Source organism: Bradyrhizobium sp. SUTN9-2 (assembly GCF_003122645.1).
In the GTDB taxonomy this organism is placed as follows: Bacteria; Pseudomonadota; Alphaproteobacteria; order Rhizobiales; family Xanthobacteraceae; genus Bradyrhizobium; species Bradyrhizobium yuanmingense.
This window is the reverse complement of record NZ_LAXE01000001.1, coordinates 6,125,284-6,144,650: the sequence shown is the minus strand read 5'-3', so window position 1 is coordinate 6,144,650 and position 19,367 is coordinate 6,125,284. Positions and strand designations below refer to the sequence as shown.

Annotated in this window: 15 protein-coding genes; 5 read left to right on the top strand and 10 right to left on the bottom strand. The window is 65.1% G+C overall.

Annotated features, from left to right (window positions below; translation table 11 throughout):
- Positions 1-5 precede the first annotated feature (5 nt).
- From XF30_RS28435 to XF30_RS28390, 10 genes are all read right to left on the bottom strand, one after another.
- Positions 6-1,514 (bottom strand): ABC transporter substrate-binding protein, encoded by a 1,509-nt coding sequence (locus XF30_RS28435; protein ID WP_109144517.1) that lies wholly within the window; start codon positions 1,512-1,514, stop codon positions 6-8.
- 22 nt (positions 1,515-1,536) lie between these two features.
- On the bottom strand, positions 1,537-2,643 hold the full coding sequence (locus XF30_RS28430; protein WP_192893278.1) for an ABC transporter ATP-binding protein: 1,107 nt from the start codon (positions 2,641-2,643) through the stop codon (positions 1,537-1,539).
- Entirely contained in the window at positions 2,643-3,632 is a 990-nt protein-coding gene (locus XF30_RS28425; protein WP_109144515.1) for an ABC transporter ATP-binding protein, read from the bottom strand. Before XF30_RS28425 ends, XF30_RS28430 begins: the two co-directional genes overlap by 1 nt.
- Positions 3,629-4,339 (bottom strand): DUF1028 domain-containing protein, encoded by a 711-nt coding sequence (locus XF30_RS28420; RefSeq protein ID WP_109144514.1) that lies wholly within the window; start codon positions 4,337-4,339, stop codon positions 3,629-3,631. The genes XF30_RS28425 and XF30_RS28420 overlap by 4 nt, the downstream gene beginning before the upstream one ends.
- 9 nt (positions 4,340-4,348) lie before the next feature.
- Positions 4,349-6,154, bottom strand: coding sequence for a gamma-glutamyltransferase family protein (locus tag XF30_RS28415; protein ID WP_109144513.1), 1,806 nt, complete (start codon positions 6,152-6,154; stop codon positions 4,349-4,351).
- A gap of 87 nt (positions 6,155-6,241) precedes the next feature.
- Positions 6,242-7,231 carry an ABC transporter ATP-binding protein gene (locus tag XF30_RS28410; RefSeq protein WP_036025780.1) on the bottom strand — a complete coding sequence of 330 codons (990 nt, stop codon included), beginning with the start codon at positions 7,229-7,231 and terminating at the stop codon, positions 6,242-6,244.
- The gene (locus tag XF30_RS28405) at positions 7,228-8,214 is read right to left on the bottom strand and encodes an ABC transporter ATP-binding protein (RefSeq protein WP_057027053.1); all 987 of its coding nucleotides are present in this window, start codon (positions 8,212-8,214) and stop codon (positions 7,228-7,230) included. Before XF30_RS28405 ends, XF30_RS28410 begins: the two co-directional genes overlap by 4 nt.
- A gap of 13 nt (positions 8,215-8,227) precedes the next feature.
- On the bottom strand, positions 8,228-9,199 hold the full coding sequence (locus XF30_RS28400) for an ABC transporter permease (RefSeq protein ID WP_057027054.1): 972 nt from the start codon (positions 9,197-9,199) through the stop codon (positions 8,228-8,230).
- A 10-nt stretch (positions 9,200-9,209) separates the two neighbouring features.
- Positions 9,210-10,190, bottom strand: coding sequence for an ABC transporter permease (locus tag XF30_RS28395; protein ID WP_036025775.1), 981 nt, complete (start codon positions 10,188-10,190; stop codon positions 9,210-9,212).
- Positions 10,191-10,294: 104 nt separating this feature from the next.
- Positions 10,295-11,890, bottom strand: coding sequence for an ABC transporter substrate-binding protein (locus XF30_RS28390; RefSeq protein WP_109144512.1), 1,596 nt, complete (start codon positions 11,888-11,890; stop codon positions 10,295-10,297).
- A 321-nt stretch (positions 11,891-12,211) separates the two neighbouring features.
- Between XF30_RS28390 and XF30_RS28385 the strand changes: the two genes are divergently transcribed.
- The 5 genes from XF30_RS28385 (at position 12,212) to XF30_RS28365 (ending at position 19,267) form a co-directional block, all read left to right on the top strand.
- Positions 12,212-12,469 (top strand): DUF6489 family protein, encoded by a 258-nt coding sequence (locus XF30_RS28385; protein ID WP_109144511.1) that lies wholly within the window; start codon positions 12,212-12,214, stop codon positions 12,467-12,469.
- Positions 12,469-13,269 (top strand): esterase/lipase family protein, encoded by an 801-nt coding sequence (locus XF30_RS28380; protein WP_109144510.1) that lies wholly within the window; start codon positions 12,469-12,471, stop codon positions 13,267-13,269. The genes XF30_RS28385 and XF30_RS28380 overlap by 1 nt, the downstream gene beginning before the upstream one ends.
- Before the next feature lie 45 nt (positions 13,270-13,314).
- The gene (locus XF30_RS28375) at positions 13,315-14,865 is read left to right on the top strand and encodes a WS/DGAT/MGAT family O-acyltransferase (RefSeq protein WP_109144509.1); all 1,551 of its coding nucleotides are present in this window, start codon (positions 13,315-13,317) and stop codon (positions 14,863-14,865) included.
- Between the two features lie 10 nt (positions 14,866-14,875).
- Positions 14,876-15,871 (top strand): alpha/beta fold hydrolase, encoded by a 996-nt coding sequence (locus XF30_RS28370; RefSeq protein WP_036043129.1) that lies wholly within the window; start codon positions 14,876-14,878, stop codon positions 15,869-15,871.
- A 159-nt stretch (positions 15,872-16,030) separates the two neighbouring features.
- Entirely contained in the window at positions 16,031-19,267 is a 3,237-nt protein-coding gene (locus XF30_RS28365) for a bifunctional cytochrome P450/NADPH--P450 reductase (RefSeq protein WP_109144508.1), read from the top strand.
- The last annotated feature ends 100 nt before the right edge of the window (positions 19,268-19,367 follow it).

Below are 19,367 nucleotides of genomic sequence, written 5' to 3'. Positions count from 1 at the left end.
CAGCGTCACTTCAGCTTGAGGCCGACAACGCGGACGAGGCCGTCCGGCATTTGCCTATAGCCTTCGAGCTTGGTCGTGTGCGCGATGATGATGCGGCGGTGATAGAGGTAGAGGATGGCGTGATCTTCCAGCTCCAGCTTCGCAAGTCTCTCGTAGGCGGCCTTGCGCTGAGCCATGTCCGACGTACGGCGGGCATCGTCGAGCGCCTTGTCCGCGTCGGCGTTGGTCCAGGCACTGTAGTTCTGCGGCGCATCCTTGCGCAGGAACACGTAGGAATTGCCATCGGGATCGATGCGTCCGCTCCATGCCAGCATGAAGGCCTGGTATTCGCCGGACTCGGCCTGCTTCAGCGACGTCGCAAACTCGGTGACGCGGATCTTCATATCGAAGCCCGCCTCGCTCGCCATGGATTGCACCACTTGAGCCACCGCTTCGGTCTCGGCACCCTTTGGTACCAGGAAGTCAACGCTGACTGGCCCAGTGACGCCGGCTTCCTTCAGGAGGGCCTTGGCTTTGGCGATGTCGCGGCCGTGGATCGGAAATGCGCCCTGATAATAGGGGTGATCGGGATTGACCCATTGGTTGCCCGGCTTGAATTCGCCGTTGAACACCACTTGGTTGATCGCCTCGCGGTCGATCGACCAGTCGAGTGCCTGCCGCACCTTGGCGGATTGGCTGAGCGGGCCCTTGGCCTTGTCCTTGCCGATGTTGAGCGTGATGCCCTGATAGCCGAGCTCGATGGCGGTCGCGACCTTCAGCCGCGAGTCGGCGCGCACCTCCTTGAGGTCGGTGGCGAGTACGCGCTCGATCAGATCGAGGCCGCCGGATTTCAGGTTTGCGAGCCGCACGGTGGCATCGACGATCGGCTGGAACACGATCTTGTCGATGAAGACGTTGTCCTTGTTCCAGTAGTCGGCGAATTTCTCGAACACGATGCGGTCCTGCTGCACGCGCTCGACGAACTTGTAGGGGCCGGCGCAGACCGGGCGAAGGCCGAACTTGTCGCCGGCCTCCTTGGCGGCCTTCGGCGACATCATCATTCCGGCGCGGTCGGTGAGCTGAGCGAGCAGGGGCGAGAACGGCGACTTCAACACCAGCTTGACCGTGAGGGGATCGACGATTTCGACGTGATCGACCGAGGCGAGCTCCGGCTTGCGGAACGAGCCGGGGAACGTCAGATGCCGCTCCAGCGAGAATTTTGCGGCCTCGGCATCGAACGGCTCACCGTCGTGGAATTTCACGCCGGGCCGCAGCTTGATGACCAGCGCCTTGCCGTCGTCGGCGGTTTCGCTCGAGAGCGCCAGCTGCGGCACGATGTTGAGCTTCTCGTCGATGTCGAACAGCTTGTCGCAGAAGGAGGAGAACACGATGCGGCCGACATAGGTGCGCGCCATCGTAGGGTCGAGGATATCGGGGTCTTCGGCGAGGCCGATGCGCAACGTGGTCTGGGCCTGCGCGGCCCCGATCGACACCAGCACAGCGGCAGCTGTTGCGGCCAGGCGAAACATCTTCATCGGTCAATCCCCATTGCTTCGGCTATTTCGTTGCGGACGCGGCGCACTGTATACCAACCCCGGCGGGGCTGCTGCCTTCCGTCTTTTGGCTGAAGGCCGCGACCAGCTTTGCAAGCGCCGGCGAAAACCCGCCGGCGGTGGGTAGAATGGCGTCGGCGGACGGCAGCTCCGCGGTGCGGTGACAGGCGGTGGCATGGCCGGTGCGGTCAGCTAGAAGCGCAGGCGCCTCATTGCGGCAGCGCTCGATCACGAACGGGCAGCGGGTGTGAAAGCGGCAGCCGGCGGGCGGATTGAGGGCGCTCGGGATTTCGCCCTCCAGCAGCACCGTCGTTCGTTTCGCCTTCGGCTGCGGCAGCGGGATCGCCGACAGCAGCGCCCGGCTGTAGGGGTGGCGCGGCGCGGCGAACAGCGCGTCGGCTTCCGCCGTCTCGACGATTTGGCCGAGATTCATCACCGCGACGTGGTCGGCGATGTGCTTGACCACGGCAAGGTCGTGCGAGACGAAGATGTAGGCGAGGCCAAGCCGGTCCTGGAGCTCGCGCAGCAGATTGAGGATCTGCGAGCGGATCGAGACGTCGAGCGCCGAGACCGGCTCATCGCAGATGATGAGCTTCGGCTCGACCGCGAGCGCGCGGGCGATCGCGATGCGTTGGCGCTGGCCGCCGGAGAATTCATGCGGATAGCGCCGGGCGAGGCGCGGCTCCAGCCCGACCAGCCGCAGCAGTTCGGCAACGCGCTCGGCCCGCCGCACCGGCGGCACCAGATCGTGCAACGCCAGCGGCTCGGTCAGAATCTGGCCGACCGTCATGCGCGGATTGAGCGAGGCGTAGGGATCCTGGAAGATGATTTGCGCCTCGCGCCGGAAGGCGCGCAAGGTCCCGGCGTCGAGCGCGAGCAGGTTGCGGCCGTCGAAGCGGATCATACCAGCGTCCGGCTCGATCAGCCGCAGCACCAGGCGGCTGACGGTGGACTTGCCGCAACCGGATTCGCCGACCAAGGCCAGCGTCTTGCCGGCCTCCAGCGAGAAGGACACGCCATCGACCGCCTTGACGTGCGCCAGCGCGCGGCCGAGCAGCGACCGCTGGGCGACAAAATGCTTGACCAGGCCTTCAACCTCGAGCAGCGCCATCACGACACCAGAAGTTCGAGCGGCGCGCGGATGCAGCGCGAGAGGTGGCCGCCGCTGACTTCGACCAGCGGCGGCGGCGCCCTGGTGCAGGCGTCGAGCACGAAGGGGCAACGCGCGGCGAAGCGGCAACCGCCGGGCGGCCGCGCCATGTTCGGCACCATGCCTTCGATTGTCGCAAGCTGCTCGGCGCGGTGGTCGAGCCGCGGGATCGAGCCGAGCAGGCCGACGGTGTAGGGATGCTGCGGCGCGGAGAACAATTCATCGACCGGCGCCCGCTCGACGATCTCGCCGGCATACATCACCGCGACCTCGTCGCAGACCTCGGCGACGACGCCGAGATCGTGGGTGATCAGGATGATCGCGGCGCCGCTCGCGGCTTTCAGCTCGCGCATCAGCTCCAGGATCTGGGCCTGCAGGGTGACGTCGAGTGCGGTGGTCGGCTCGTCCGCGATCAGCAGCCGCGGGTCGCAGGCGAGTGCCATCGCGATCATGACGCGCTGGCGCATGCCGCCGGAGAGCTTGTGCGGGTAGTCGTCGATGCGACGCTCGGGCGAAGGGATATGGACGCGGCGCAACAGCTCGATCGCGCGCTCGCGCGCGTTCCTCCGCGAGCCGCCGCGGTGACGCAGGATTGTCTCGATGATCTGGTCGCCGATCGTGAAGCTCGGATTGAGCGAGGTCATCGGCTCCTGGAAGATCATCGCCAGCCGGTTGCCGCGCAGATCGCGCAACGTCTGGTCCGGCGTGGTCAGCAGGTCGAAACCGTCGAAGCGGATCGCGCCACTTATTTCCGCGCTCTGCTTCGGCAGCAGGCCCATGATCGCCAGCGACGTCACGCTCTTGCCGCAGCCGGATTCGCCGACCAGGCCGAGCGTCGCGCCATTGGCGACGCTGAGATCGACGCTGTCGACCGCGTGGGTGATGCGGCCGTCGTCGCCCTGAAAGCGGATACGCAGATCCTTGATCTCGATGAGGGGGCTGGCGTTCATGATCGTCTCGCGCGCGCCGCTTCGATGCTGGCGTCGATGACGCTGCGATCGGTGTTGCCGGCCGGGTTCTGCCGCGTCGGCATGGAGGCGCGGAAGTGCACCCAGAGCTCGTGGCTGACGCGCTCGAGGCGTTCGAGCTCACCGAGCGGATCGGGATGGTCGTCGGCGCGAATGTCCAGGGCTGGCCATTCCTCCTCGCCGTGGATCACGAGCGCGGCCGATTGCTTGCCGCGCTTGTCGCCGCCGGCGGCTTCGCCGGCGCGCATGGCCGCGAGCAGGCGGCGCGGGAAGGGCAGGCTGTCATTTGCGATATATGTCTTCGCGGTCTCGTCGAGCACGTCTGGGCCGGCGAGCATATTGCCGGCGATCGAGAAGCCGCTGCCCGCGACGTGGCCGCACCAATCAACGCAGTCGCGCCCGGTATGCGCGGCGATTGCGCCGCTGGCATCCATGATATGGACCTGGCGGCTCTCGCGGCCGCCATCGGTCGCCAGCAGCGTGGCGAGCACGTCGTGGGCGTTGAGGCCCTCGCGCAACAACTTGATGCCGTCGATGCCGTAATAGGGATTGACGAAGGCTTGTGTTGCGATTGCGCCGAGGCCGGCGGCAATATACGGCACGCGCGCGCCGACGGCGAAGAAGCGGGTCGCGACCGCGATTCCGAACTGGCCGGTGGCAGGATCGCGCGCGATGATCGACCAGGTCATGTGCTGCCTTCAGCGTCCCGCCGCGTAGCCCTGCATGCCGCGCGGATTGGCGGCGGCGCGCCGGCGCGGGCCCACGCGTGAGGCCGCGGTGAGGCGGCCTTCGGACCAGTCGGGGCCGACCTCGACGATATGTCCGCGCTCGCGCAGGTTCTCGATGGTTGCCTTCGGCACGCGGTTCTCGACCACGAGCACCCCGGGACGCGCGGTGCGAGGCCAGAACGAGATCGGGAAATGCTCGGAATGCCAGGCCGGCGCGTCGATCGCTTCCTGGAGATTGAGGTTGCAATGGACGTGGCGCAGGAAGAATTGCGTGATCCACTGGTCCTGCTGATCGCCGCCCGGCGAGCCCCAGGCGAGGTAAGGCTCGCCGTCGCGCAGCGCCATGGTCGGAGAGAGCGTCGTGCGCGGCCGCTTGCCCGGCGCGAGCGCGGCGGGATGGCCTTCCTCCAGCCAGAACATCTGGGCGCGGCTGCCGAGGCAAAAGCCGAGCTCGGGAATGATCGGCGAGGATTGCAGCCAGCCGCCCGACGGCGTCGACGACACCATATTGCCGTCCCTATCGATGATGTCGAAATGCACGGTGTCGCCGCGCACCTCGCCGAAGCGGCCCACGGTCGGCTCGCCGGCGCCGAGCGCGCCGACCGCCTCGCGCTGGCCCTCCGCGCGGCGCAGCTTGACGACACCGCCGAAGCCCTCGACAGAACCAGGGATGAAATCGAGCGAAGCCTTGTCGGTGACGAGCTTGCGGCGCTCGTCGTTATAGGTATCCGACAGCAGCGTTTCGATCGGGATCTCGTTGAACTTGGGATCGCCGTAGAATTTTTCGCGATCAGCAAAGGCGAGCTTGGCGCATTCGATCTGGAGATGGATGAACTCCGGCCCTGTCGGGTCGAGGCCGTCGAGCGCAAAGCCCTTCAGCAGCGCGAGCTGCTGCAGCGTGACCGGGCCCTGGCTCCATACGCCGGCCTTGCAGACCGTGTAGCGGCCGTAATCGTAGGTGAGCGGCGCCTCGACTGTCGGCTGCCAGCGCGCCATGTCGTCGGCGGAGAGCACGCCGCGATGTGGCGAGCCGCTGACGTCCATCACCTCCTGGGTTCGGCAGAACTTGTCGACGGCTTCCGCGACGAAGCCTTGCGACCAGGCTTTGCGCGCGCGCTCGATCTCTGCATCGCGGCCACCGCCGCCGCTTTCCGCCTCGCTCAGGATCCGGGCGTAGGTCGCAGCCAGTGTCTTGTTGGTGAACAGCGTGCCTGGCTTCGGCACTTCACTGTTCGGGAGGTAGACCGCGGCGGACGTCGGCCAGTGCTTGCGGAACAGCTGCTCGACGGTCTGGATCGTGGCGCAGGCGCGCTCGACCAGCGGATAGCCGTCGCGGGCGTAGGAGATCGCCGGCTCCAGCACGTCGCGCACGCGCATCGTTCCGTAGTCGCGCAGCAGCATCATCCAGGATTCGAAGGTGCCGGGAACGCAGGCGGCGAGCAGGCCCGTGCCCGGCACCATGTCGAGGCCTTCGCTTCTATAATGCGCGATGGTGGCCCGCGCCGGCGCCGGGCCCTGACCGCAGATCACCTCGGTACGGCCGCGCTTGACGTCATGCACGATGATGGGCACGTCGCCGCCGGGACCGTTCAGATGCGGCTCGACCACCTGGAGCGTGAAGGCGGTGGCGACGCCGGCATCGAAGGCATTGCCGCCCTTTTCCAGGATGGCCATGCCCACGGCCGTCGCAATCCAGTGCGTGGTGGCGACGACCCCGAACGTGCCCTCGATCTCGGGCCTCGTCGTGAACGGATCGGGATTGATATTACTGCCCATGGGACTTCACCACCTTATTTCCGGCGCGTGCAATTGATCACAGGGCCACGCCGCTTCCAAATGCGCAGGCTGCATGGCACGCGCGCGTCACGCCGGGACCGGCGCGGTGTTGACCGCATGGCAGGCGACGCCGTCGATCAGTTCCGGGGTCTCCTTGCGGCAGAGATCGAACGCCAGCGGACAGCGCGGATTGAAGGCGCAGCCGGAGGGCGGATTGATCGGGTTGGGGATCTCGCCCTTGACCGGAATGCGCTGGCGGCCGCTCATGGCAAGATCAGGCACGGCGCCCAGCAGCATCTTGGTGTAGGGCATGCGCGGATTTGCGAACAGCTCGCGTCCGTCCGCGATCTCGACGATGCGGCCGAGATACATCACGCCGACGCGGCTCGCCATGTGGCGCACCACGGCGAGGTTGTGGCTGATGAACATGTAGGTCAGGCCGAACTTGTCCTGGAGGTCGCGCATCAGGTTCAGGATCTGCGCCTGCACGGAGACGTCGAGCGCCGAGGTCGGCTCGTCGCAGACGATGAATTCGGCGTCGGACGCGAGCGCGCGCGCGATCGCGATGCGTTGGCGTTGGCCGCCGGAGAATTCGTGCGGATATTTCAGCCGGTCGTCCGGATGCAGGCCGACGAGGCTGAGCAGCTCGCCGACGCGAGCCTGGATGTCGCGCTCGCCCTGGATCAGGTCGAAGGCACGGATCGGCTCGGAGATGATGGCATCGACCCGGAAGCGCGGGTTCAGGCTCGCATAGGGATCCTGGAAGATCATCTGGATGCGCCGGCGCAGCTTCCGCCGCGCTGGCGCCTGCCGCGGGTCGGTCATGGAGACGCCGTCGATCAGCACGTCGCCGGCGCTTGGCGGCAGCAGGCCGACGACCATGCGTGCCACCGTGGTCTTGCCGGAGCCGGACTCGCCGACCAGGGCAAACGTCTCGCCCTTCCTGATGTCGAAGGTAACGTGATCGACTGCCTTGAGATATTCGAGATGTCCGCCTTCAAGCACGCGGTTGAGCCAGGGTTTCGAGACGTCGAAGACGCGGCGCAGGTTTGTGGCCTGGACGAAGGGAGCACTCATGCCACGCTCTCCGCCGGCACGTCGTCATAGAGGTGGCAGGCCACCGATTGCGCGCCGCGCGGCAGCGGCTCCGGCCGATCGACACGGCAACGATCGAAGGCGAAGGCGCAGCGCGGATTGAACGAGCAGCCGCGCGGGATCGCCGACAGGCGCGGCATCGAGCCCGGGATCTGCACCAGGCGCTTGTCCTCGCCCGCAAGCGTCGGGATCGCGCCCATCAGGCCCTTGGCATAAGGATGCAGCGGATTCTTCACGACGTCCTGCACCGGGCCGATCTCGGCGACGCGGCCGGCATACATCACCGCGACGCGGTCGGAGGTTTCGGCGATCACGCCCATGTCGTGCGTCACCAGCATCACCGCGGTGCCGTGGTCGCGTCCGAGCCGCTTGATCAGCGAGATGATCTGCGCCTGCACGGAGACATCGAGCGCGGTGGTCGGCTCGTCCGCGATGATCAGCTCGGGCTCGGCACAGATCGCGAGCGCGATCACGACGCGCTGGCGCATGCCACCGGAAAACTCGTGGGGATAGCCGTCGATACGCTTTTCCGGCGCGGGAATGCCGACTTCGGCCAGGAGGTCGATGGCGCGGCGGCGGGCGGCCGACTCGGACAGATTGAGGTGGGTGCGGATCGTCTCCACGATCTGGTCGCCGACCTTGTACAGCGGATTGAGCGATGTCAGCGGATCCTGGAAGATCATGCCGATGCGCTTGCCCCTGATACGGCGCATCTCCTCCGGCGGCAGATTGTCGATGCGCAGGCCCGCGAGATGAATCTCGCCGCCGGCAATGCGGCCGGGCGGATCGATCAGGCCGATCACCGCGAGGCCGGTGACGGACTTGCCGGCTCCGGACTCGCCGACGACGCCGAGCACCTCGCCTTTGGCGATGTCGAAGGAGACGCCGTCGATGGCGCGCAGCGTGCCGCGGCGGGAGGCAAACTCCACGTGAAGATCGCGCACGGAAAGGACGGGTTCGGTCATGGACGAGGCGTATTCATCGAAGCTTCGGATTGAGCGCGTCGCGCAGCCAGTCGCCGAGCAGATTGATCGACAGGATCAGCGCCGCGAGCGCGAGCCCCGGGAAGGCGACGATCCACCATTCGCCGGCGAACAGATAATTGTTGCCGATGCGGATCAGCGTGCCGAGCGAGGGCATGGTGTCGGGCAGGCCGACGCCGAGGAAGGACAGCGTCGCCTCGGTGATGATGGCGAGCGCGAGGTTGATGGTAGCGATGACCAGGATCGGGCCCATCGTGTTCGGCAGCACGTGCCGCAGCATGATCTTCGGCGCGGGCAGGCCGATCAGCTGTGCGGCGGCGACGTAGTCCTTGTTCTTCTCGACCATCACGGAGCTGCGCACCGTCCGGGCATAGCCGACCCAGAAGCTCAGGCCGATCGAGATCACCAGCACCACCAGCATGCTGGTGGCGTCCAGCCGGTTGCCGAGGATCGACTTCGCGATTCCGTTGACCAGCAGCGCGATCAGGATCGCAGGGAAGGTCAGCTGCACGTCGGCGATCCGCATGATCACGCCGTCCACTGCGCCGCCGAAATAGCCGGCGATCAGGCCGAGGGCGATGCCGAGCGCGCCGGCGAAGATCACGCCGGCGACGCCGACGGCGAGCGAGATGCGCATGCCATAGAGAATCGCGGAGAACACGTCGCGGCCTTGCTCGTCGGTGCCGAGCAGGAACGGGCTCTGGCCGTCCGCGGTCCACAGCGGTGAAATCCGCGAATTCATCAATTGCAGCTGTGCCGGATCGAACGGGTTCTGCACCGCGAGCACGGATGCAAAGATCGCAAGCAGGAAGAACAGGACCGTGATGGCCGCAGCCACCATGGTGAGCTTGGAACGGCGGAACGAATAGAACAGGTCGCTGTCGAGCGTGCGGCTGAACCAGCCATGGGCGGCCTGCGCCGGCTGCGCGCTTTGCTTGTCGGAATTGGAGACGACTGCGTCGGACATGCAGGCTGCCCTATGCGGCGCGACCGACGGTCGAGCGCAGGCGCGGATCGACCACGGTGTAGAGAATGTCGACCACCAGATTGATGGTGACGAAGATCAGTGAAACCATCAGCAGGTAGGCGGCCATGATCGGAATGTCGACGTTTTGCACGGCCTGGACGAACAGAAGCCCCATGCCCGGCCATTGGAACACGGTTTCAGTGATGATCGAAAATGCAATAACCGAGCCAAACTGAAGCCCGGCCACGGTGATCACCGGAATCAGCGTGTTCTTCAGCGCGTGGCCGAAGTGGATCGCGCGCGTAGTCAGCCCCCTCGCGCGGGCGAAGCGGATATAGTCGGTCCGCAACACTTCCAGCATCTCCGCGCGCACCAGCCGCATGATCAGGGTCATCTGGAACAGACCGAGCGTGATCGAAGGCATGATCAGCGCCTTCAGTCCCGACACCGTGAGCAGGCCCGTCGTCCACCAGCCGAGCTTGACCACCTCACCGCGGCCGAACGAGGGCAACCAGCCCAATGTCACTGCGAACAGGTAGATCAGGAGAATGCCGATCAGGAAGGTCGGCAGCGAGATGCCGATCAGCGAGACCGCCTGGAATAGTTTGGCCAGCACGGTATCGCGCTTGAGCGCCGAATAGACGCCCATCAGGATGCCGAACACCATTGCAAACACGGTCGCACAGATCGCAAGTTCCAGCGTCGCGGGCATGCGCTCCATCAACAGCGTCGCGACCGGCTGGCGGAACTGGTAGGAGACGCCGAACTTGAACTGCGCCGCATCGGCGAAATAGCGCACGAACTGCACCGGCACGGGGTCATCGAGGCCGAGCGACTTGCGCACGATCGCGCGTTCGGCGGCCGAGGTGTCGATCGAGACGATTTGGTTGACGGGGTCGCCGGCGAACCGGAACATCGAGAACGCGATGATGCCGACGGCGAACATGACGCCGATGGCCTGAACGGCGCGGCGAAGCGTGAAAGCGAGCATGCCTTCCACTGTCCTTGGGTGAGCGTACGGCCGACGTCCTTGGCGGCCGGAAAAGAAAAGGTCCCGGAAGGTGGATGCCGCCGGGACCTCGTTTTCAACCCATCCTATTCCTTCTTGGTTGCCCAGTGGAACATGACGAGATTGTCGGCGCGCTGCGGCAGGTTCACCTTCTTCGACACGCCCCAGGCCAGCGCCTGCTGGTGCAGCGGGATGTAGGACCAGCCCTTCATGCCGATTTCGTAGGCTTGCTTGATCAGCTGGTTGCGCTTGGCGGTGTCGGTTTCGACCAGCACCTTGTCGGTGATGGCGTCGAACTCCTTGTTGCAATAACCGCCGAGATTGGCCTCGCCGCGTGAGGATTTCGCATCGTCGCGGCAGCCCATGATGTCGTAGAGCACGTTGTGGGAGTCCATCGTGCTCGGGGTCCAGCCCAGCAGATAGAACGAGGTCTGGTAGCCGCCCTGCTTCAGCACCTTGGCGAAGTACTGCGCCTTCGGTTGCGCCAGAAGATTGATCTTGACGCCGATACGGGCGAGCATGCCGACCACGGCCTGGCAGATCGCGGCGTCGTTGACGTAGCGATCGTTCGGGCAGTCCATGGTGACCTCGAAGCCGTCGGGGTAACCGGCTTCGGTCAGGAGCTTCTTGGCGCCGTCGGGATCGAATTTCGGCCGCGTGAACTCCTTGGACAGCACGAACAGTTCCGGTGCGATCATCAGCGCCGACGGCGTCGACAGCCCGCGCATCACGCGCGTCTTGATCAGCTCGATATCGATCGCCTTGTAGAAGGCCTCGCGGACGCGGACGTCCTTGAACGGGTTCTTGCCCTTGATGTTGGAGTAGAGCAGCTCGTCACGCATCTGGTCAAAGCCGATGAAGATGGTGCGCAGCTCCGGCCCCTTCAGCACCTGAGCGTTCGGGCTGGAATCGACGCGGGAGATGTCCTGGATCGGAACCGGCTCGATGACGTCGACTTCGCCCGAGAGCAGGGCGGCGACGCGGGTGGCGTCGGAAGCGATCGGGGTGAAGATGATCTCCTTGAGATTGCCCTCGACCTTGCCCCAATAATTGGGATTGGCCTTGAACACCGTCTTCACGCCGGGCTGATGGCTTTCAATGATGAAGGGACCGGTGCCGTTCTCGTTCAGTGAGGCATAGCTCGGCGTGGTCGCCGCCACCGGCGTCGGATCGACGACGTTGTTCTCCTCGGCCCATTTCTTGTTCATGATGTACCAGACGTCCCACGCGTTATGCAGAATGGGATTTGGCGAGGGCAGGACGAAGTCGACGGTGTAGTCATCGACCTTGACCACCTTGACGTCCGGCGCAAGGCGAGTCTGCATGTTCGACCCCTTCTTGCGGACGCGATCGGCCGAGAACACCACGTCGTCGGCGGTGAAGGGGTTGCCGTTGTGGAATTTCACGCCCTTGCGCAAATGGAAGCGCCAGCGCGTCGGCTCTGGGGTTTCCCAGCTTTCCGCCAGCGCCGGAATGATCTTGAGGTCCTTGTCGCGCGCCGTGAGGCCCTGATAGACGTGGCCGAGATGAGCGTGGGTGGTGCTCTCGTTCAGGGTATAGGGATCGAGCGACTTCAGGTCACCCTGGTTGGCATAACGTAGCGTCTGGCTCGATGCTGGCGAGACCGCCAACGCGAGCGTACCGGCGAGTGTCGCCGCAAACAGACTTTGACCGACTGACATTCTTGACCCTCTCCACACCGCCGCGCCGGTGATTTTTGATTGTTCGGCGAGGCTGACTGATCCATGTTGCCCAGAGTTCTCGAGCCGTGCAAGCGTCATTCCAGCAAGGAACGCGCCAAGTTGCGCCGCTGTGCAGCAATGCTGCCCGGCAATCCCCGGCAGGCCGGCGAGCTTCTGCGCGGGGCGCGGGCCGACAATTTGATTGACCATACCCGTCGATTGGGGAAGCTGGTCCTAGCGGCTTCCTCTCAGGTCGCTTGCCTTGCAGACCTTCTCGCGGTGATACTCCGACAGGCCGCTCGAATCTCATCCGGAGGGGACATGAAGGTTAACATCGAAATCGACTGTACCCCCCTCGAAGCCCGTCAGTTCTTCGGTCTGCCTGACGTGGCGCCGATGCAGTCCGCCGTCATGGACAAGCTGCAGCAGCAGGTGCTCAGCAATATTGAGAAGATCTCGCCGGAATCGCTGATCCAGAGCTGGTTCACCTTCGATCCCAAGATCGCCGAGCGGTTTCAGGACATGTTCGTCGCGATGGCCGGCCTCGGCGGCACCCGCAGCGGCGACAAGAAAAAATAGTGTCGCCCGAGCCGGACGGGGCGCTGCAAGAAGGCCGGCTTCGTCCGCCGGGTCTCGGCCTGCTGCTCGCCGAGGCCCGTGGGCTATTCGAGTTGAATGCGAGCCTCTTGCTGTCGCCGCTCCTGATGCGGGCGCCGCGGGGCGATGGCCATCCGGTGCTGGCGCTGCCGGGCTTTCTCGCCAGCGACCTCTCCATGGTGCCGATACGGCGCTACCTCAGCGAGCTCGGTTATGCGGCGCATGCCTGGCGGATGGGCCGCAATCTCGGCGGGCTCGGGCGCATGCGGGATTCGCTGCGCATGCGCTTGGCCGAAATCCATGCCGCCACGGGACGCAAGGTCAGCCTGGTCGGGTGGAGTCTCGGCGGCGTCTATGCCCGCGATCTCGCGCTTTGGGCGCCGGACAAGGTCCGCTACGTCGTCACGCTCGGCAGCCCTTTTGCCAACGATGTGCGGGCGACCAACGCGACACGGCTCTATGAGACGTTATCCGGCGAGAAGGTGGAGGACTTTGCGGAAGCGCGCGAGGCGATTGCCGGCGATCTGCCGGTGCCGGCAACGTCGATCTATTCGCGCGCCGACGGCGTCGTGAACTGGCGGACCTGTCTGCTGCGCCCCTCCGACCGTGCCGAGAACATCGAGGTGCACCTGGCGAGCCATATTGGGCTTGGCGTGAACCCGGCGGTGCTGTGGGCCGTGGCGGATCGCCTGGCGCAACCGGAGGGAGACTTCCGGCCATTTGACCGGGCGGGGCCGTTTGCCATTGCATATGCCCCGCCGGACCGGGCAGTATCGGCCTGACGAGAAGCGCCGCCAAGGCGCCCGTCGAATACTCGGGAGGGAACCATGGCTGACGGTAAGAAGCTGTCGTCGCTTGACGCGTCGTTTCTCTATCTGGAAACACCGGAGATGCCGATGCATGTCGGCAGCATGGCGATCTTCCGCCTGCCTGACGACTACAAGGGCGATTTCTTCGAAGAGTTCAAGGCGATGATCGTCTCGCGCCTGCACATCGCGCCGATTCTCAAGGCGCGGCTGGAGAAGGCGCCGCTCGACATCGATCATCCCTCCTGGATCGAGGACGACCAGTTCGACATCGACCGCCACATCTTCCGGGCAAGCCTGCCGCAGCCGCGCGACCGCGCCGCGCTCGAGCGCATCGTCGGCTGGATGCATGCCAAGCTGCTCAACCGCGCCCGTCCGCTCTGGGAGTTCTACGTGTTCGAGGGCATGAAGGACAACGAGGTCGGGCTCTATTCCAAGATGCACCATGCCGCGATCGATGGCGGCGCCGGTGCGGCGCTGACCAACATGATCTACGACATCTCGCCGATCCCGCGGAAGGTCGATCCGCCGACCGCGGGCAGCAAGCCCGGGCAGGAGCCGCGCGACATCGCCGCCAACCTGCTCGACTCCTATCAGCAGCTGTTCAGCCAGCCGCTGGAGGCTTCGCAAGCGGCGAAGAACCTGCAGTTGCCCCGCACCGGCAAGAGCGACATCGGCTCGATCCTGTTCGACAACGCGATGTACCAGATCGAGAGCGCGGTGCGCTTTGCCGGCAACATCCCGACCGTGCTCAAGAGCGTCTCCGACGTGCTCGGCAAGATCGCCGATCCGAAGTCGCGCGAGAGCCTTGCCAGCATGGTGTCGCCGCCGACCATGCTCAACAAGACGATCTCCTCGGAGCGGAGCTTTGCCGGCGTATCGATCCCGCTGTCGCGGGCCAAGGCGCTGGCCAAGCAGGCCGGCGGCAAGCTCAACGACGTGGTGCTGGCGCTCGCCTCCGGCGTCGTCCGCCGCTATCTCCTGCGATACGGCACGCTGCCGGCGAAATCCCTGACCGCAGCGGTGCCGATCTCGCTGCGGGAGGAGGGCAACACCGAGGCCAACAACCAGGTGTTCGGCATGATCTGCTCGATCGCCACCAACATCGAGGATCCCAAGGCGCGGCTGGAAGCGATCATCGCGCAATCAACCAAGTCCAAGGAGATGTCGCATCCTTTGCGGGCTTTGATGCCGCAGGTCTCCAACATCTCGATGCTGGGCGCGCCGATCATGGTGCAGATTCTGGCGCTGCTCTATAGCCGCTCGAACCTCTCCGACGTGCTGCCGCCCGCGGCCAACATCACCGTGTCCAACGTGCCCGGGCCACGGCAGACGCTCTATGCCGCCGGTGCCGAGCTCTTGCACATCTTCCCGGTGTCTATCTCGACCCACGGGCAGGCACTCAACATCACCGTGCAGAGCTATCGCGACCAGCTCGATTTCGGCTTTATCGTCGGTGCCAACATCATCCCGCATGTGCAGGTGATGTGCGACATGCTGCCCGAGGAGTTCGCCGCGCTGGAGGCGGCCTACACGCCGCCGGCCACCGATATCAAGGGCGCTGCGGAGTAAGGAATTTGCAATGATTGAAATGCCGCCGCTCAAGTTCGCGACGACGAACGGAATCCGCATGGGCTTCTACGAGGCGGGCCCGGCCGATGACAAACCGCCGGTCGTGCTGTGCCACGGCTGGCCGGAGCTCGCATTCTCCTGGCGTCACCAGATCAAGGCACTAAGCGAGGCCGGCATCCGCGTGGTCGCGCCCGACCAGCGTGGCTACGGCGCGACCGACCGGCCCGAGCCGGTCGAAGCCTATGACATGGAGCACCTGACCGGCGATCTCGTCGGTCTGCTCGATCATCTCGGGATCGACAAGGCGATCTTCGTCGGCCACGACTGGGGCGGCTTCGTCGTCTGGCAGATGCCGCTGCGGCATCCCACGCGCGTCGCCGGAGTCGTCGGCGTCAACACCCCGCATTGGGACCGTATGCCGATCGACCCGATCGCGCTGTTTCGCCAGCGTTACGGCGACCAGATGTACATCGTCCAGTTCCAGGATCCCGCGCGCGAGCCGGACAAGATCTTCGGCAGCCGCGTCGAGCAGACCTTCGACGCCTTCATGCGCAAGCCGCTGGCAAAGCCGGCGGCGAAACCGGACGAGCCGCCGATCGCGGGTGTCGGCGCCTCGTCGAAGACCAACCTGGCTTTCCCGCAGATGATTGCGGCGTACGACGCCAAGGTCGATCCGCGCACGCCGATCCTGTCGGCTGATGAGAAGAAGGTGTTCGTCGACACCTTCACGAAGACCGGCTTCACCGGCGGCATCAACTGGTACCGCAACTTCACCCGCAACTGGGAGCGCGCCGAGGGGCTGGACCACCACATCCACGTGCCCTCGTTGATGATCATGGCGGAGAATGATGCCGTGCTGCCGCCCTCGGCGGCCGACGGCATGGAGAAACTGATCGATGATCTCGAGAAGTATCTGGTGAAGGACAGCGGCCATTGGACGCAACAGGAGAAGCCGGAGGAGGTCAGCGCCAAGCTGATCGAGTGGCGGAGAAGGCGGTTTGGCTAGCGCTCGTCATTGGGAACGCGTCATTGCGAGGAGCCCGCGGCAAATTGCCAAGCAATTTGCGCTGGCGACGAAGCAATCCAGACTGCCTCCACGGATACATTTCTGGATTGCTTCGCTTCGCTCGCAACGACGACATTGAGGCAGGGGGACTACATTTCGATGTCATCCAAGAACCGTCTGGACCCGATTCCGCAGCCGCCGACCAAGCCAGTGGTCGGCAATATGCTGTCGCTGGACGCGGCCGCTCCCGTGCAGCACCTGACGCGGCTTGCCAAGGAGCTCGGTCCGATCTTCTGGCTTGACATGATGGGCTCGCCGATCGTCGTCGTCTCCGGCCACGATCTCGTCGACGAGCTCTCCGACGAGAAGCGGTTCGACAAGACGGTGCGCGGCGCGCTGCGGCGCGTGCGTGCGGTCGGCGGCGACGGCCTCTTCACCGCCGACACCCGTGAGCCGAACTGGAGCAAGGCGCACAACATCCTGCTGCAGCCTTTCGGCAACCGCGCCATGCAGTCCTATCACCCGAGCATGGTCGACATCGCCGAGCAGCTCGTCCAGAAATGGGAGCGGCTCAACGCCGACGACGAGATCGACGTCGTCCACGACATGACCGCGCTGACGCTGGATACGATCGGCCTGTGCGGCTTCGAGTACCGCTTCAACTCGTTCTACCGGCGCGACTACCATCCTTTCGTCGAGTCACTGGTACGATCGCTCGAAACCATCATGATGACGCGCGGCCTGCCGTTCGAGCAGCTCTGGATGCAGAAGCGGCGCAAGACGCTGGCCCAAGACGTCGCCTTCATGAACAAGATGGTCGACGAGATCATCGCCGAGCGGCGCAAGAGCGCGGAAGGCATCGACGACAAGAAGGACATGCTCGCCGCGATGATGACCGGCGTCGACCGTTCCACCGGCGAGCAGCTCGACGACGTCAATATCCGCTACCAGATCAACACCTTCCTGATCGCAGGGCACGAGACCACAAGCGGCCTGTTGTCCTACACGCTGTACGCGCTGCTCAAGCACCCGGAGATTCTCAAGAAGGCCTATGACGAGGTCGACCGGGTCTTCGGCCCCGACGTCAACGCCAAGCCGACCTATCAGCAGGTGACGCAGCTCACCTACATCACGCAGATCCTCAAGGAGTCGTTGCGGTTGTGGCCGCCGGCGCCGGCCTATGGCATCTCGCCGCTGAACGACGAGACCATCGGCGGCGGCAAGTACAAGCTCAGGAAAGGAACGTTCGTCACCATTCTGGTGACGGCGCTGCATCGTGATCCAAGCGTGTGGGGTCCCAATCCCGACGCGTTCGACCCCGAGAATTTCAGCCGCGAGGCGGAGGCAAAACGGCCGATCAATGCCTGGAAGCCGTTCGGCAACGGCCAGCGCGCCTGCATCGGCCGCGGCTTCGCCATGCACGAGGCAGCGCTCGCGCTCGGCATGATCCTGCAGCGCTTCAAGCTGATCGACCACCAGCGCTACCAGATGCACCTGAAGGAGACGCTGACCATCAAGCCGGAAGGCTTCAAGATCAAGGTGCGGCCGCGCGCCGATCGCGAGCGCGGCGCTTATGGCGGGCCCGTTGCGGTTGCGTCCTCGGCACCAAAGGCGCAGCGTCAGCCCACCACGCGGCCCGGCCACAACACGCCGATGCTGGTGCTCTACGGCTCCAATCTCGGCACCGCCGAGGAGCTCGCAACGCGCATGGCCGATCTTGCCGAGATCAACGGTTTTGCCGTGCATCTCGGCCCGCTCGACGACTATGTCGGCAAGCTGCCGCAGGAGGGCGGGGTGCTGATCATCTGCGCCTCCTATAACGGCGCGCCGCCGGACAATGCGACGCAGTTCGTCAAATGGCTCGGTGAGGATCTGCCGAAGGATGTCTTCGCCGGTGTGCGCTACGCCGTGTTCGGCTGCGGCAACAGCGACTGGGCCGCGACCTATCAATCGGTGCCGCGCTTCATCGACGAGCAATTGTCGAAGCATGGTGCGCGCGCGGTCTATCCGCGCGGCGAGGGCGATGCCCGCAGCGATCTCGACGACCAGTTCCAGAAATGGTTCCCCGCCGCCGCGCAAGTCGCGACCAAGGAGTTCGGCATCGACTGGAATTTCACCCGCACCGCCGAGGACGATCCGCTCTATGCAATCGAGCCGGTCGCGGTGACCGCCGTCAACACCATCGTCGCCCAGGGCGGCGCAGTGGCGATGAAGGTGCTGGTCAATGACGAGCTCCAGAACAAGTCCGGCGCGAATGCTTCCGAGCGCTCGACGCGCCACATCGAGGTGCAGCTGCCGGCCAACCTCAGCTACCGCGTCGGCGATCACCTCAGCGTCGTTCCGCGCAACGATCCTACGCTGGTTGATTCAGTTGCCCGCCGCTTCGGCTTTTTGCCGGCCGATCAGATCAGGCTTCAGGTGGCCGAAGGCCGGCGCGCGCAATTGCCGGTCGGCGCGGCCGTGTCGGTTGGCCGCCTGCTCAGCGAGTTCGTCGAGCTGCAGCAGGTCGCGACGCGCAAGCAGATCCAGATCATGGCCGAGCACACCCGCTGTCCCGTCACCAAGCCGAAGCTGCTGGCCTTCGTCGGCGAGGAGGCGGAGCCGCTCGAGCGCTATCGCGGTGAGATCCTCGCCAAGCGCAAATCGGTGTTCGACCTGCTGCTCGAATATCCGGCTTGCGAACTGCCGTTCCACGTCTATCTCGAAATGCTGTCGCTGCTGGCGCCGCGCTATTACTCGATTTCGTCTTCGCCGTCGGTCGACCCGGCGCGTTGCAGCGTCACGGTCGGCGTGGTCGAAGGTCCGGCTGCCTCCGGCCGCGGCACCTACAAGGGCATCTGCTCGAACTATCTCGCCAATCGGCGGGAGGGCGATACGATCTATGCCACCGTGCGCGAGACCAAGGCGGGCTTCTGCCTGCCGGACGATCCTTCCGTGCCTGTTATCATGATCGGTCCGGGCACGGGACTTGCGCCGTTCCGCGGCTTCCTCCAGGAGCGCGCCGCGCGCAAGGCGAAAGGGGCCGCGCTCGGCCCGGCCATGTTGTTCTTCGGCTGCCGCCATCCCGACCAGGATTTTCTTTACGCGGAGGAGCTGAAGGCGCTGGCGGCGAGCGGCATCACCGAGCTGTTCACGGCATTCTCGCGCGCGGACGGGCCGAAGACCTATGTGCAGCACGTGATCGCGGCGCAGAAGGACAAGGTCTGGCCGCTGATCGAGCGGGGCGCGATCATCTATGTGTGCGGCGATGGCGGCAAGATGGAGCCCGACGTGAAGGCGGCGCTCGTCGCGATCCACCGCGACAAGAGCGGCAGTGATGCCGCGGCAGGCGCGCGCTGGATCGAGGAGATGGGCGCGAACAACCGCTATGTGCTGGACGTCTGGGCGGGAGCGTAGCCGCAGATCGTAGGGTGGGTTAGCCCCGCGGATTGCGCGAAGCGCAAACCGCTAGGCGTAACCCACCAATTCTGTCCGAGCGGTGGGTTTCGCCTTCGGC